Source organism: Sphingomonas sp. HMP6, assembly GCF_013374095.1.
Classification (GTDB): Bacteria; Pseudomonadota; Alphaproteobacteria; order Sphingomonadales; family Sphingomonadaceae; genus Sphingomonas.
In genome coordinates, this window is sequence record NZ_AP022672.1 from 902,267 (window position 1) to 916,962 (window position 14,696).

The window sequence follows — 14,696 nt, forward strand, 5'->3', positions numbered from 1 at the left end:
GAGGCCGAAAAGTAGATGCGAGATCTAGTCGGCTTGGCGCTTGGCCTCAGGTGGTCGCAGCTGGTGCGTCAGCCTCCCGGCCTCCACAGGATGCCTTCCCGTGCGCTTCATCCCGTCGCCGGTCCGCCCGAACTCCCTATCGTCGACCGGCAGCAAGAGCGATCGAACCTCCCATCCGCCAGCACTTGTGAACGCGCAGGCTCGTCTCCACGAACCGCACCGATCAGCCGCTCAGCCATCACCGACCACCCCGTGTCCACGGCCGTTCCCCACGAGACAATGATCTCGCGCCAGATCGGAGTTAGTCCATCAATGACAGCCTCTGTGCCGCAACAGCCTACAGCCAAGTCCAGCGCCGCAACCGCCCGCACGCTCTGAGCCAACGTGGCGGTCTCTCCCGGCCAGCGGGCATTGGCCTTGCCGAACAGGGTAAGTGCGAGTGGCGTGTGCCTGGAGGCGATTGCCGGATTAGACCAAATTGCAAGTGAGCGCGCCCAGGCTGGAAGGCCGATGTCTTTGGCCATCGCTTCGATCTCGTCATGACGGTTCTCTATCTGCAGCCACCGGACGGTGCAGATGCAAAGGTGCTGAAACCACCATTCATCGGCGACGAATGGCTCGGGTGTCTGTCTCAAGATCTCCCGCGCATGGTCGAGCGCTGTCGCCACCAGCCGCGATATCTGGGCCCGCCGCTCCTCCGGCACGGCTTCCGCGACCGCGAAAGCGAACGCCACGGCGCAGGCATGCCGGCTGAGAGCCGAGCGCCAGCGTGTGAAGCGTCTAGTCCGAAGGAATGGTTCGGCCAGAGCCTTCTGCGCCGCACCGACCAGCCCAAAAATCGCCTGAGAGGTGGCTTTGCCAATGTTCTTGTTTGCGTCGGTTGCCAGCGCGACAGTGGCGAGCGCTGCGCCCGACGAGATCTCCTGGAATTTGCGCTGCTCCAACAGGAAATGGTCGGCGAAGTCCTGGTCTGTCTCAGTTCCGATCGCTACCCTCAGGTCGCTGACGATCCTCGAAAGCAGCTGCCGGCGCGCCTCGCCCTTGCCCACGGCGTCGGCGAGAGCGTGTCGCTCGGCGGGGGTATGCGGCAGTTCCTCCAGGATCAGCTGCCACTTCTCGGGGCTTATGACGGATCGCCGCAGCATATCTGCTACGGCGGGCCGAGAGCCTGTTCTCGCCGCGTCATTCTCCGCCTGCTGCGCGCGCGCGACGACGAGCTGGTCTTCGATCCGCGCGATTTCGGCGCTGAGCGCAGACCGATCTAATCGATCCTCGCCGAGCGCCATTCGACGTTTCTGTAGCTGGTCGAAGCGCGCCGCACCTTCACGCGCCCGCTGGTCGATGACAGTGATTGCTGGCGAACACAGCCAGCACGCATCTTCCTGGGACACGCCCGCCGCTACGAGCCGGTTCCAACTCGTAGCAAGCGGCGGAACGGATCCGAGAATCGGAGGATCAACCAAGAGGCGCGCAGCAAGCGCCGTGCAGAGCGGGTCGCGCGCATCGAGCAGCGCTCCGGCTATGCGTTCAGCGTCATTTCCCGACCAGAGGACCTGCTCCTCGAGCATTGCGATCACGGCCCAGCGGTCGCCCTGATCGGCGGTCGTTCTGGTCCAGCACATTAGCGTTTGTGAATTGATCATCAGCGCCAGCCGCGCGACGAACGTCAGCCCGTGGCGCATCGACGATAATCTGATTCTGCCCGCTTTCAGCTTGCCGGATGTGGCCCAGAGTTCCGGCGTGAGCGAGTTCTGCGACAAGATGTAGGCGACCGTGCCGATGCCGAGGGCGGTCCGCTGCCGATCCCGCCCACTTATCGGGCGCGGCCGTGGCGCACGCGCCGTTGCCGCCTCGTGCAGGACATCCTGCAGATTGATCAGGCGTCGGTGGCGCGATAGCCATCGCGCGATGGGCGTCCGAATGTCAGCGTGGCAGCGCGCTGCGAGTTCTCCCAGCCCGCACAGGATCGTTCCGAGATGAGGCGGTGGACGGGGATTGGAGCGGATTGTTTCCTTGACCAAGTTTTCGAGCTCGTTCGAACCTACCTGCCAGAAAAATCCGCGGGGACTTTGGGGCAATAAGCGGTTCAGCATCGTCCCCGAAGGCCGACGCTTGAGGTCGCTGGTTTCCAACAGCCATTCGAGCGCTTGCCGACCGCCCGGGACGTCCTCAACCCGGCTAAGCGCCTTGCGGCGGCCAGGCGAAGGTCGTGCGAAGCGGCTCGTCATCGGCGATATCCCTACCATTGTTGAGCCCAGTAATGTATCGAGCGACCTTGCTCTTCGCCGCTCCAGTCAATTCGCTCATGCAAAACGGCCAGTTCTTGGCCAATCCGTTCAGGCTATTGGACAGCAGGTAGACTGCGACATCGCCCGTCCTCGACCGGGTCATGAAATAGCGGTCGTGGAATGCCTGCTTGCCCTGCTGGTCGGTCACGTTGAGCACCGTCACCGCTGGCCCCATGAAAGGGCCGGCCTGGTCAAGCGTCTGCCGGAGCTGGTCCAGGCGAGCGCGCGACTGCTTCTCATCGAGCGGATCCCCGGTATCGGCGTCCGTTCCGCTCCAACTCATTACCACAGAGAGGGTGAGGCCCGTGCAATTCAGCCGCAGCAGTCGCATCACGGACTCGCCATTGATGAACGGATCGACAATGAAGGCAGCCTCGATATCCGGATCGCCCAGCAACCAGTTGAAGTGAGCTATGACGTCGAGCTCATCGTCGAACGTCCGCGCAAACCATCGGTCGCGCGAGTGGCCATCTAGCATGGCGGCCAGATAGGTCGACATCGCCGTAAGACGGTCCGCTACCGGGGCGTGGTCGGCGGCGAAGATGGATTGTTGGCGCGTCACCCGCGCCGCGCCTGACGCTTGTGCCGCCTTAGCGCGGCCTTTGCCCTTCGCTCGTTGCGTCAGCTTGTCGTCGATCTGGACCGTGGACGTCACGACGTTCATCACGGAATGGATCGATCTGAAATACTGCTGATCGACCTCGTGGAGGACGTCACCATCTGTGTCGAAGATCGACACTTTGAGTCCATAGATCGACCGCGGGACGGGGAGGTTCAGTTCCGCGACACCGATCGGGAGCGGCACGAGCCGGTTGAGCATTACGTCGTTGCTGGCGTCGCTGACGATGATATGCGCCGAGAGTGCGCAATCCGTGCTTCCCCGGCGCGCGATCAAAACGGCGTCCGTCCCTTCATTCGCATTGGCGCTGAGCGCCGCGACGACGAAGCGGTTTTCGTTGTCGAACGCGATAGGGGCGTCGATCACGTCAAAGCCGCCGATATGATTTATGAAGCTCTTTCTGAAATCCAGATTTAGCTCCTCGTGGAGTTCACGTAGGACCGCTGCGATTTCCTGCGGATCAGGGAATATCTCCCCGGGTCTGGCATCGCCGGTATAGGCACGCATGCGCGTCGCATCGTTGCCGAAGCCGCGTGCGAGGATGGCGCGCGCCGCTAGCACGCCAGTGCCCGGCGCTTCCTCATCGAGCGCCGAAAGGTCGATGACGCCTTGTTCCAATAGGTCGAGAACCTCCCGGGCAGCGTCCGCGGTGACGACGTATTGGCGGATCTCCAGCCGCGCCGTAGATGGCAGCTTGACCGTTCTCGAGCTATGAAAACCCGCCGCTTTATCGGTCTCGGCCGCGCATCCATAAACATGTGCCGTGTCACCATCTTGGCGACCAAGATAGGCGAACCAGAACCACCAGGCCAGTTGAGCCTTGGGGCTGGGATCATTGGCGAAGTCGGCTTGGCTGTCGACCATCTGGCAGTTTCTTCCTGGCCGCGTCTCTATTTCGCCATATAACTTATCGCGCCAAAGCGTCACGCCGACCAGCGGTGTGTTAGCAGCCTCATAGGTGAGAATGCCAGGCGGGCGCCTGTTGTTTCCACTGCCTTATTCGCCTTGCGCGATGAATTGATCAAGGGACGATTATTGGACCGCAGGTCAGCAGGTCTCCGACGCGTCACGAAGTCGCCGCGAGGACGAGGTAGGCCGAGGAAACGTCGGCGTGTTTAGACCGTGAGAACGGCCCGTCGCACGTAGACGCACGGAGTTCCGGTAACTAGTCGTCAGCCAATCGCTTCTGCTACGTCCGTGCGCGGGACACGCCGGTAACCAGTAGGTGTAGGCTCGTCACGTCCGGCCACGCGCACCCCGCCAATCGCTTCATCCGCGTTCTGTCTGGCCTGATTGGCCCAGTCATATTCGAAGACGGCCGCATAGTATTGAGCGATTTCGCGATCTCGGATCAGCAGGCTCGCATCGCGATTGTAGAGAGTGCCTTCATTGGTGAGATTGTGGCTTCCGAATAGCAACACCTCGCCGTCGACGATGATGCCTTTGGTGTGGCAGCGCAGCTGCAGCTTCACCCGGTCCATGTCGAAGCCGAACTTCTTGAGCCGTTCGAGCAGCGGCTGTTGCTTAACTCCGCTCGCGGTTCCGAACTCGCGTCCGTCGCGGAAGATGATCCGGACGTCGAGTCCCGCCTTCTGTCTCGCGAGAAGGGTCGCGAAGAAGGTATCGAACTCGTCGGCGTTCTCGCCGAGCATGTTGAACGACTGGTTCTGCAGCAGGATGCTCGTGGTGGCGTCCGCGATGGTCTTCGTCGCCTGCGCCAAGAACAGGCGGTTGCCGCGCGTGTCGCGATCCGGGGTCAGCAGCGGTTGGACGTCAATCTCGCGATTGAGCGTTAGCGGTTCGAAATAGCGCGCGGGCCGTCGAAGCGCCTCTTCGAAGAAGGCGCCTACTGGGACGAAGAGGTCGGGCAGTTCGTTGGCGGGCGCGACGGCGACCGGCAGCCGCTTAGCTTCATCGAAATCCCATTCGATATACTTCTGGAACATCCGTGCGAGGTCGGGCTGGGCAATGATCGCGTGCCATTCGCGGTTGTGCTGCTGGAGAGCGGCGGGATCGGCGGAATGATCTCCAGCCGGGTCGATATCCGCCTGGTTGGAATCCTTCCAGTTCCCGCTCGACAGCCAGAACTCCTTGCCGTCGCGGCTCGCGACCTTAATGTGATAGGCGCTCGGCACTATGCCGCCGGCACCGGCCGACGCCCAGACGTGTTCGAAGCGATCCCCGAGCCGATCCCGGAGCGCCTCGATGGCCGAGACCGTTCCCTTCCGCTGCGTGACCATTTTCAGCGTTTTAGTATCGTCGTCGATCGCCGCTACTATAGCATCGCTGATATGATTGGGCTCCCATTCGTACATGGTCGCGGTCAACTTGCGCTCGACCCTCCCGATGAAGGCTTTGAGATTGGGAAACCCGGAATCTGGGCTTACGTGGAAAATTGCCTTCATTCTCGTCTGCACGCGGTCGAGGCTAAGGTTCGGCGGCTCCCGGTATTGACCAGGGCGCGCGAGTGCTTCGGTCACCATTGGATCGATCCCGAGGGCTGTTAGCTGATCGGGGAGGGGAGCAGTGCGAACGTCGACCCCGACCCCGAGGAACGAGAGGGGGATCGGCCGCCGGTTCTCCGCCGCGAGCGCCGAAGGAGTCAGCTTCTCGCGCAGCTCGACGACTACGACTTCTTCGTTGGTGATCCAGCCACCCTTGAATCGATAGCCTGCGCGAACGTCAAATATGTCAGGATCGGATTGCAGCTCGGCGCTCGCAAGCGCCACTGCGGATTTGATGCCGGCAGCGGCCGGAGTGACAGGATCTCCTTGTATGACCGAAAGTGAAGGGTTCAGCTCGTCGACGATACGCACCGTGATCTCGATCGGCACATTGACGGTGACGCGCATGATGCTGCCGGTTCCCGCTTTTCCCGCAAAGGCGCCGGGCGAAGAGGTGACCGGGGCCTGGGTGGCTATGAGGCGTGGCGGCGTGTCGAGAAGTCCGCGCTTGGCATCTGCCAGCAGGGCGGCGAGCCTTGAAGCTGGCACAGCGTAGTTGGCCTCCTTGAACAATCCGGCAAAATGCAGCCCGATCGCCTCGCCGGTTCTGAGCGAGACGATCACCGATCCCGAATTGCCGCCAAGCGTCGAGCAGTCATGCTCGAGTTCGAGTTCGCCTGTGGACATGATCGACCCCGGCGCGAGCCGTTTCTTGTCATAGACGTCGCCGAAGAGCTTTTTGACGAGTCCCTGATCAGGGATGCGGGTATCGCGTGCTGGATAGCCGATCGTAGCGACGAAATCATCCGGGTTGATCTCGCTCGCCAGCAGAAGTGGAGGCGCCAGCGCATGCTGGCCGTTCTGGCGGCTTACGCGCAGAAAGGCGACGTCGGGACCGTCGGTCGGCGCGATCCACAGGATGTCGGCGATCGAGAACTCAGCGGCTGCAGCTCTTTGATATTCTTCTAGGAAGTCGATCCGAGACACCATCGGCGCATTGTTCAGGCCGGTGCGGAATACGAAACGGGCATTGTCACGACGTCCGAACTCCACAGCGACATGGCGGTTGGTCACGATGATGTCGCTGTCGATCAACCAGCCAGTGCCGACCCAGCTGAAATCGGGATGATTGTTGACCTCGATCCGGCCGACCGAAGGTATGACGGCGTTGAGGCGGTCGCGTGCCTCGCTGATCCGATCCTTCCAAACATCGCTCGACGGTCCCGAAAATTCCTCGGTGACCTTATTGTCGGCAATGATGAAGACCGGTCGGCCGAGTGCCCTGACGATCGATTCCGCCGCGATCACGGCATCCGGATGCATTGCATCATGCTCGTCGAAGAGCGGCATCGACGGATCCGAGATGATCGATAGCATTCTGTCCTGGAAACCCGGCAAATGCGTTCCGGAAAGCGTCCCGAGCAACTCCTCCGTCAGCGCATCGTCGCCCTTGCCGACATCTGCAATGATCGACTTCAGATGCTTTTCTTGGATTTCCGTCATGGCCACTCCCCGTCGCGTCGTTGTGTTGGACTTATCCGATTTGATAGCTCGAGAACCAAGGAGCGAAGCGCTCGAGCACGGCGTCCCTAGCTGGCAGGAGCGTTCATTTCATCGAGTAGCGCTTGAAGATCCTTGGCGTTCTTGACCTCGTCGAGCCTACGCTTGGTCGCCGCGGCGTCTGCGTCGCGCACGGTCTGCGCGGCCGCGACGCTCGCATCGAGAACGCCCGCGACATCCTTGCCCGAGCTTCCGATGTTGTATTGGAGCATCGTCGGCTCGCCCATCGACCCGAATTCGGCTCCGACCGTCCTGCCGCCGAAGATGCTTCCGCCGGTCCGCATCGCGAAGTGCCGTGAGAGCTGGGGTAACTTCACGTCTGCACTGCCCGACGCTTGCTTCGCATCGGTCCAGCTCCTGTCCGTGGTGCACGCGGTTGCATCGGCGCAAGGTCGCAGCTTTACCGCTGCTGGTATGGGCCGAACGTAGGTCATGTCACGGGTTACCAGCACACCGCTTCTCGTGACCTCTGCGGCACAGGCGGACGCATGCGTCTGGGGTTTGCAGCCAAACCAGCCCGCGATCAGCGCATCGGGTGCGACGCTGACCTCGTATCCGAATTTTCCGGGATAGCGCTTGCCGTCCGCCAACACCGCTGCGACCTCGCGTTTATTCTGAACTTTGGCCTGATCGAGCGTCTCAACTTCACGCTCCAGCGGCATCATCACGAACCAGTCGGTGATGTTCGGCGCGCCGATCCGGGCGATTAGATTGGGGATGGCGGCATTGGCGTCGTAAACCGGAGTCAAACCGTCCTTCAGCGTCGCGTTGATGGTAAGTGCTGCTTCGAGTTCGCCAACCTGCGAACGCCGCAAAACGAGCAACTCCTGGGTCGCGGTCGATGCGTCGCCAGTGATGATGCGAGCCTCAAGGGCATTTACCTCGTGCCTGCGCTGATCGAGTTCGGCAAGCGCCTTGGTCACTCTGGACGTGCATTCGAGATACCAATTCGTCGCATAATAATGCGGTTGCCTGGATTTCCTGTCGCGGCCTTCCGCGACTGCGCCGAGCGGTTTGATCGCCGCGGCAACCCCGAGTCCGGCGATAGGGTTCGCGGTCATCGCCGCAACGGCGGCCCCGGCCTTGATCAAAGAGATTAGGAGAGGGCCACCCTGTCCCGTCGTCTTCCCGTTGAAATCCTTCAGATACCAATCGTCGTTGAAATGAACCTTGGTTTCGCGATCGACGAGAAAACCGCTCTCCGCATCGAGTGAAATGATCCGGCGTGGCGACGCCTTGCCGGCCAGCACAACCTTATACGCGAACTCGATCTGGAGAAGTGGATCGTTGTCTTTGAGCGACACCTGCGCCGCCGCGGGCAAGGGACATTTGGTGATACGTTGGGTGACCCCCGCAGTAACGGTGACCGCAGGCAAGGCATAGTCGATGCGAACTCGCTCCGCTGCATGTGCCACGACCGGGCTTGCTGTCAGCAAACATGCAATCAGCCATATGTGCCGCATATCCCCCCCTTTTCGCTTCCTCGACGCGACAGCTGCCCCCATCGCCCACTCATGTCGTCATCAGCGGGGCGGCACCATGGCTGGCGTCCCCGCAGTCTAGTAATGGGCCATATCCCCATGCAATGCTAGCTTGGCATGTTATGGATTTTACGCAACGATTACTTGAGCCGAGCAATACATTTTACCCCCATAGAGAAAAATCGGCGAAGAACTTTGAGAACTGCAAAAGACCTTCGGCTAACATGATGAAATCGCGAGAGATCGGTGGCCGCCGCGACCACATGCTGCCCTCGGTGTCTTCTCGTTCCAGTAGAGGCGACTCCTTCGTCAGGCCAATATCCGGACCAGCCTCTAACTGTGTCATTCGGATGACGCCGACTTTGGGAAGCACTTACGCCTTTGCAAGCGCATTGTTGCGTGCTTCGCCGTCTGAAGCTCGCCCTGTCCCGGCGGGCGCCACGGGTACGCCCAGGTCTTTGATGATAGGTCGTCGGCGCTTGCACGGCTGGATAACGAGAAGGTCGAAGTTTCCGGTCGTTGATCATCGCACGTCGGCCGTGTCGTAAGCTGACGCCTTCGTCACAGTGGTCTCAGTCAGTAGTTGGCCGCTGCGATCCTGCCGGGTTTCGAGAGCATCCCGAACGCGGTTCGTCAGGCTCGCTACGAAGTATTTGGCAGCTCTTGGCAGGGGTTGATCTCGCCTAAAAACGTAAGCTCGGCACTAGGGTCGTTTCGTCACGGTTGCGGTCCCGCCTTGCCGGGCAGATACCGAATGCCGAATAGCCAGTGGCTCAAACAGGCCACGCAGGTCGGGGGCTGCCATTTTTCATTTGATCTTCGCCATCCCAAGCATTTTCGTGATCGTCCGCTGGCTACTGCAGCTATCGCTGCCGCTGTGGGGCAAAGGCGCCATCGCTCTGCTGATCCTGTTCACATCGCAGTTTCATCTCTGGAGCAGGCTGTCGTCCGGATCGGTCTTCGCTCCGGAGTTCCCACGGGCCGCCGTCGTCCTGTTCAACTGGGGCTTCGGGGCCATCGCGTTCCTCGCGGTGCTGCAGATCGTGCTCGATCTGGGCACGCTTGCGGTCATCCTGACGACGGGAGGAGGCTTCGGAACGCCGGACTTCCTACGCTACGCGATCGCGGGTGCAGCAGTCACCCTGGCAGCGTTAGGTGTCGCCAACGCGACGCGCGTCCCTCCGGTGATGGACATCGAGGTCGAGATCCGCGGGTTGCCGAGGGAATTCGACGGCTATCGGCTGCTTCAGCTCACCGATCTCCACATCAGCAGGCTGTTCCCGGTGAGTTGGGCGGATACGGTGGTTGACCGCGCCAACGCGTCGGAGGTGGACGTCGTCGTTGTCACAGGCGACTTCATCGACGGGTCGGTGGCGATGCGCCGTGCCGACGTGCAGCCGCTCGAGCGTCTGCGCGCTCCCGACGGCGTGTATGCGATACCCGGCAACCATGAATACTTATTCGATTACGCCGCTTGGATGCGGCGCCTTTCCGGGCTTGGGATGCGCATGCTGCCGAACGCGCACACGATAGTGACGCGCGGACGTGCTCGGATCGTTCTTGCCGGCGTGACCGATCTTTCCGCACCCGGACACGGGCAGCCGGGACCGGATCTGGCAGCGGCGTTGACGGGCGCGCCGGCCGACGCTCCTGTCATCCTGCTCGACCATCAGCCACGACGTGCAAAAGCGGCCTCCGCACACGGTGTCGCGCTTCAGCTTTCGGGCCATACCCATGGAGGCATGGTCGTGGGTCTCGACCGGCTTGTCGCGAACGGCAATGGCGGGTTCGTATCCGGACTTTACGACGTCGACGGGATGACGCTCTATGTCAGCAACGGAACGGGGTTGTGGCCGGGATTCGCCCTGCGTCTTGGTCGACCGTCGGAAATGACCCGCGTGACGTTACGTTCGGCGTAGCCGCATCGCCGGACTTGAAGTTCAGACGTTTTCACATCCGGATTTGCGGCGCGTCCCATGGCTCCGATTGCGGCACCGGGCGTTCGGACTGAGGTAGGCCGAGCCTATTGTCGGATCGCCGAACTGAGAGGGATTGCGATGTTTAACGTTAATGAAGCGGGGCAGGCGGAGCTCGATGCGGCCGAGGGCCTGCGCGGGCAAGTCTTCGAGATCGTCCGCTATCGTGAAGAGCGGGGGGCGGTTCGACAGCCTGCGGCAGCTCGCCGAGGTTCCCGGGTTGTGCGGCACGCTCGACGACGCGACGTTGGCCAACCTCACGGTCTGATCCTCGGCCCTCATCACGCGGGCGCTGTGGAGCACCCCTTCGACACCTCCACCGTCAACAGCGAACATATCGCGCGCAAGGATTCCCTGCTTTCCTCGAGGCATGGCGGACTCATGCTCATCCACCGTCGTTCAGCGGCGGCGTGTAAATGGGTTAGCCACGTCGTATGCGCTATTTCGGTATCTACCTGCTCGGGCCGCTCTTGATTCCCGCGCCGTCCATAGATCGAGACCGCCGTCACGCGGACGTCCGCGCCGACCGCCCACTTGCGACTGTTGAGGCCATAATCCCCAACCGCTTGAAAGCGACCTGTTTTGGTGGTGGCGCAGTAGAGGGCGGGTGACGACGATTGGCTGTTATCCAAGTCGGGTCCGGTAGCTTCTGGGGGTGCAGCGATCGAGAAATGGACCTCTCCAGAATGGAGGGCTTCCGATTTTCGCCTTGTCGTTCCGAGGCGCTCCGCAAGCCCATCGAGGACGGCATCGATGCCCGTCGCATTCAGCCGATATAGGATGTTGCGTCCCGACCGCTTCGCCTCGACTAGCCCCGCGTTCAGCAGGACTGCGAGGTGGGTCGACATGCTGTTCAGCGGCACGTTGAGGGAGCGGGCGAGCTCTCCCGATGTCCGGGTGGTATTGGGCGCCACCGACAGGGTGATCAGCACGTCGAGGCGAGTCCCCTGACCCATCGCGGTCAGAATCTTGGTGACGTCAGGCATTTTTTCGATCTCCCGGTCTTCATCGTCTCTCCTGCTTGATGATCGTTGCGCCGCCGCATGCTGACTGCCGTCACTGGTCGCGCGCCCGACCGATCCGCCGATGTCCGCCGCCCCGCAAAGTGAACGGGTGCACTATGAGATGAGGAACAGCCGCGATAGACGCTTCTGCGCGGACGCGACCGCCGCGCGCAGCCGCTTTCGTTTACCTGAAGAACCGGACAGGATGCCAAGCCGATGGATGGAAACCTTTGTCATCCCGCTTTCGCCCCGAAAGCCGTCGCCGTGGTGACTGGCGCCGCGAGCGGCATCGGTTGTGCGGTCGCGTCCCGGCTTCTCGGTCTTGGCATGAGAGTCGCGATAGCGGACGTGGATACGGACAAACTCGACAAGGCTGCTCGTGAGCTGTCCTCGCTAGGCGAGGTTCTGATCGTTCCAACCGATGTCGCGTCGTTCGCGGCAGTCGAGCGGTTGCGGGACCGGGTCTTCGCGGCTTGGGGCGATGTCTCGGTCTTGGTCAACAATGCGGCCATCGGCGGAAATCCCGGGAAGACATGGGAGAACGGCTCGGATTGGGAGGGCTTGCTCGGGATCAATCTGATGGGCGTTCTGCACGGCGTCCAGGCCTTCATTCCCGCCATGCTGGCCGGCGACGCGCCTGCGATCGTGATCAATACGGGATCCAAGCAGGGGATCACCAATCCACCGGGCAACGCCGCATACAACCTCTCCAAGGCAGGGGTGCGAAGCTACTCGGAGTCTCTCGCCCACGAACTTTGCGACGCTACCGGCGGGCGCGTCTCGGCGCATCTTCTGATTCCTGGCTTCACCTTCACGGGCATGACGAACCGGACCGAGAAACCGGACGGAGCGTGGACCGCTAAGCAGGTCGCGGACTTCATGCTCGAGAGCGTCGCGCGAGGAGACTTCTACATCCTGTGCCCGGACAACGATGTCGATCGCGCAACGGATGAGAAGCGTATGCGCTGGTCGATGGACGACATCGTCGCGAACCGGCCTGCGCTTTCACGCTGGCATCCTGACTACCGAGAGCCGTTCGCAAAGTTCATGGAGGCGTGACCAATGCGATCGCTGCTCCGCGAGTCGCAGATGCGGAGGTCGACGGGCGCGGCTACCGAGTGGCTCAAAACGGGGGCGCGCCTTGGAAGACCTGGCGCTGTTGGACGCCAACGTCAGCGGTCACCTCGGTCTCGTCGCCTTACCACGATCAGCGCCCGAGGACCGTCGACGTCCAAGGCGGACATGTGATCCCCGTCGATTGATGCGTGCGCGACGTCCGCGCGAATCCGCCACAACGTTCCTGTAATGTTCTTGCGGTCGGCCGACGGTTGGGCCTAGCTACAAGCTATCCGCCGGGCACGGTGATTCGAGGGGGGGCGAGAAGGACGGCGATGCGGAATGATCAGAGTCTGCGGGCGGATTCGGCGCTGAGACTGCACGAGATTCCATTCGATCTCGTGCCGCAGGAGGTTCCATTCTTCCTGTGCGACACGCCTGCCGGTTTCCCGTCGCCGGCGCAGGACGACATGCAGGACCCCATCGACCTCGGCGCTTGGCTCGTGGAGCACCCGGCCGCCAGCTACATCATGCGTGTCGATGGGCGGTCCATGGCTGGGGCGGGGATCAACGACGGCGACCTGATAGTCGTGAACCGGGCCAGGAAGCCGAAGGCTGGCGCGATCGTCGTCGCGCTGGTGCACGGCGACCGCACCCTGAAGCGGCTGCGCTGGGTCGATGGGCGGCATTGGCTGGTGCCGGAAGCAGATGGATTTCCGGAAATTCTGGTCGACGAGTATGTCGAGATCTGGGGCGTCGTCGTCGGCGTCGCGCGCAAAGTGGCATGACCGCCCCGATCGCGCTGATCGACTGCAACAATTACTACGTCAGCTGCGAGCGCGCGTTCGATCCCAGCCTCGTTGGAGTGCCGGTCATCGTTCTATCGAACAACGATGGTTGCGCCATAGCGCGATCGGCCGAGGCCAAGGCGCTCGGGATCAAGATGGGGGATCCCATTCATCACCTGCGCGACAAAGTGCGCGAACACGGGATCAAGGTCCGCTCCTCCAACTACGCACTTTATGGCGACATGCAGCGGCGGGTGATCGCGGCATGCGAGCCCTTCGCACGCGATTTCGAGATTTACTCGATCGACGAGACGTTCATCGATCTGGCTGGGTTCGAGCGGCGGGATCTCGTCGCGCATGCGCATGCGATGCGGGCGCAGGTCCAGCTGTGGACGACGATCCCGACGTGCGTCGGGATCGCCCACACCAAGACCCTGGCGAAGCTGGCGAACGCTGCCGCCAAGAAGGATCCGCGCTTCGGCGGTGTCGCCGACCTGCGCGACGAGGGCACGCGCCAGGGTGTGATGCATACGTTCGCGGTCGGCGACGTTTGGGGGATTGGCGGAGCTACCGGGCGCAAGCTCGCCGATCTGGGGATCCATACCGCCGCTGCCCTTCGAGACATGCCGATGAAGCAGGCGCGAGGTATGGGAACCGTCGTCCTCGAGCGTTTGGTGGCGGAACTTCGCGGGGTCCCGTCTAATGCCGTCGAGGCCGTCGAACCACGTCGCAAGGGCATGGCGGTGACGCGGTCGTTCGGGACGCCGGTTACGGACTTCGAGCAGATGATGGGCGCGCTGTCCCAATACGCCCTCCGGGCTGGTGAGAAGCTGCGGGCCCACGGGCTCGTCGCCGCCCGATTGACGACGTTCTTCCACACGAACCGTCATAGGCCCGACCGACCCCAATATGGCGGATCGCGGATGATGACGCTACATCCGATGACGAACGACAGCCTGGAATTGATCGCGGCAGCCCGGCGCGGTGCCACCAAGGCATGGCGCGACGGTTACGCCTACACGAAGGCGGGGATCATGCTCGACGATCTGCTGCCCCAGGATAAGCGACCTCGGACGCTGTTCGAAGCGGACATGGGTAGGCGGGATCGGCTGATGTCTGCGCTCGACGAAATCAACGGCCGGTTTGGAAGCTGGACGGCGGTGACAGCGTCCCGGGGTTTCAGCCGGGAATGGCGGGTGCGGTCTGAAATGCGGTCGCCGGCCTGGACGACGGATCTCGCGGACGTGCCCCGCGTCAGAGCCTGAGGTGTGTCGGCTGCGCGACGCGACGACGCTCGCTTCCCTGAGCGCCGGCCTAGCCCGGCAAATTGCGCGCAAGCCGCGCCGATCGAGGTCGCCATTCGGAGGAGGATGAGTGGCGAAACGGCCGCTGATCGGCATATGTAGGCTTGCTAGTGACTAAACGATAACGTTAGCTACGTCCGATTGATCCATGGATAACAACAAGAAGAGTGGTTGGT

The 14,696-nt window shown here is 62.1% G+C and carries 9 protein-coding genes; 4 read left to right on the forward strand and 5 right to left on the reverse strand.

All coding sequences use genetic code 11. The features are described 5' to 3' along the window. Positions 1-107: 107 nt before the first annotated feature. From HMP06_RS04605 to HMP06_RS04620, 4 genes are all read right to left on the reverse strand, one after another. The gene (locus tag HMP06_RS04605; protein WP_176496041.1) at positions 108-2,228 is read right to left on the reverse strand and encodes a hypothetical protein; all 2,121 of its coding nucleotides are present in this window, start codon (positions 2,226-2,228) and stop codon (positions 108-110) included. Next, positions 2,179-3,771, reverse strand: a complete 1,593-nt coding sequence (locus HMP06_RS04610; RefSeq protein ID WP_176496042.1) for a VPA1262 family N-terminal domain-containing protein — start codon at positions 3,769-3,771, stop codon at positions 2,179-2,181. Before HMP06_RS04610 ends, HMP06_RS04605 begins: the two co-directional genes overlap by 50 nt. A 308-nt stretch (positions 3,772-4,079) precedes the next feature. After that, entirely contained in the window at positions 4,080-6,854 is a 2,775-nt protein-coding gene (locus HMP06_RS04615) for a phospholipase D-like domain-containing protein (RefSeq protein WP_176496043.1), read from the reverse strand. Between the two features lie 86 nt (positions 6,855-6,940). After that, positions 6,941-8,326, reverse strand: a complete 1,386-nt coding sequence (locus tag HMP06_RS04620) for a hypothetical protein (protein WP_176496044.1) — start codon at positions 8,324-8,326, stop codon at positions 6,941-6,943. An 878-nt stretch (positions 8,327-9,204) separates the two neighbouring features. On the opposite strand from HMP06_RS04620, the gene HMP06_RS04625 reads away from it, so the two are divergent. Further along, positions 9,205-10,311, forward strand: a complete 1,107-nt coding sequence (locus tag HMP06_RS04625) for a metallophosphoesterase (RefSeq protein WP_232089866.1) — start codon at positions 9,205-9,207, stop codon at positions 10,309-10,311. Positions 10,312-10,649: 338 nt separating this feature from the next. Here the strand turns inward: HMP06_RS04625 and HMP06_RS04635 are convergent, their stop codons facing one another. Next, positions 10,650-11,354 carry an ArsR/SmtB family transcription factor gene (locus HMP06_RS04635; RefSeq protein WP_176496045.1) on the reverse strand — a complete coding sequence of 235 codons (705 nt, stop codon included), beginning with the start codon at positions 11,352-11,354 and terminating at the stop codon, positions 10,650-10,652. 234 nt (positions 11,355-11,588) lie between these two features. On the opposite strand from HMP06_RS04635, the gene HMP06_RS04640 reads away from it, so the two are divergent. The 3 genes from HMP06_RS04640 (at position 11,589) to HMP06_RS04650 (ending at position 14,481) form a co-directional block, all read left to right on the forward strand. Next, complete coding sequence (locus tag HMP06_RS04640; protein ID WP_176496046.1) at positions 11,589-12,431, forward strand: SDR family NAD(P)-dependent oxidoreductase; 843 nt, start codon at positions 11,589-11,591, stop codon at positions 12,429-12,431. 332 nt (positions 12,432-12,763) lie between these two features. Further along, positions 12,764-13,216 (forward strand): LexA family protein, encoded by a 453-nt coding sequence (locus HMP06_RS04645; protein ID WP_176496047.1) that lies wholly within the window; start codon positions 12,764-12,766, stop codon positions 13,214-13,216. Further along, positions 13,213-14,481: a Y-family DNA polymerase gene (locus tag HMP06_RS04650; protein WP_176496048.1), complete on the forward strand. Its 1,269-nt coding sequence runs from the start codon at positions 13,213-13,215 to the stop codon at positions 14,479-14,481. The genes HMP06_RS04645 and HMP06_RS04650 overlap by 4 nt, the downstream gene beginning before the upstream one ends. The last annotated feature ends 215 nt before the right edge of the window (positions 14,482-14,696 follow it).

What these genes read in the sequence shown, in the direction of transcription:
- HMP06_RS04605 (WP_176496041.1), bottom strand. Translation starts at nt 2,228, where the DNA reads ATGACGAGCCGCTTCGCACGACCTTCGCCTGGCCGCCGCAAGGCGCTT.
- HMP06_RS04610 (WP_176496042.1), bottom strand. Translation starts at nt 3,771, where the DNA reads ATGGTCGACAGCCAAGCCGACTTCGCCAATGATCCCAGCCCCAAGGCT.
- HMP06_RS04615 (WP_176496043.1), bottom strand. Translation starts at nt 6,854, where the DNA reads ATGACGGAAATCCAAGAAAAGCATCTGAAGTCGATCATTGCAGATGTC.
- HMP06_RS04635 (WP_176496045.1), bottom strand. Translation starts at nt 11,354, where the DNA reads ATGCCTGACGTCACCAAGATTCTGACCGCGATGGGTCAGGGGACTCGC.
- HMP06_RS04640 (WP_176496046.1), top strand. Translation starts at nt 11,589, where the DNA reads ATGGATGGAAACCTTTGTCATCCCGCTTTCGCCCCGAAAGCCGTCGCC.
- HMP06_RS04645 (WP_176496047.1), top strand. Translation starts at nt 12,764, where the DNA reads ATGCGGAATGATCAGAGTCTGCGGGCGGATTCGGCGCTGAGACTGCAC.
- HMP06_RS04650 (WP_176496048.1), top strand. Translation starts at nt 13,213, where the DNA reads ATGACCGCCCCGATCGCGCTGATCGACTGCAACAATTACTACGTCAGC.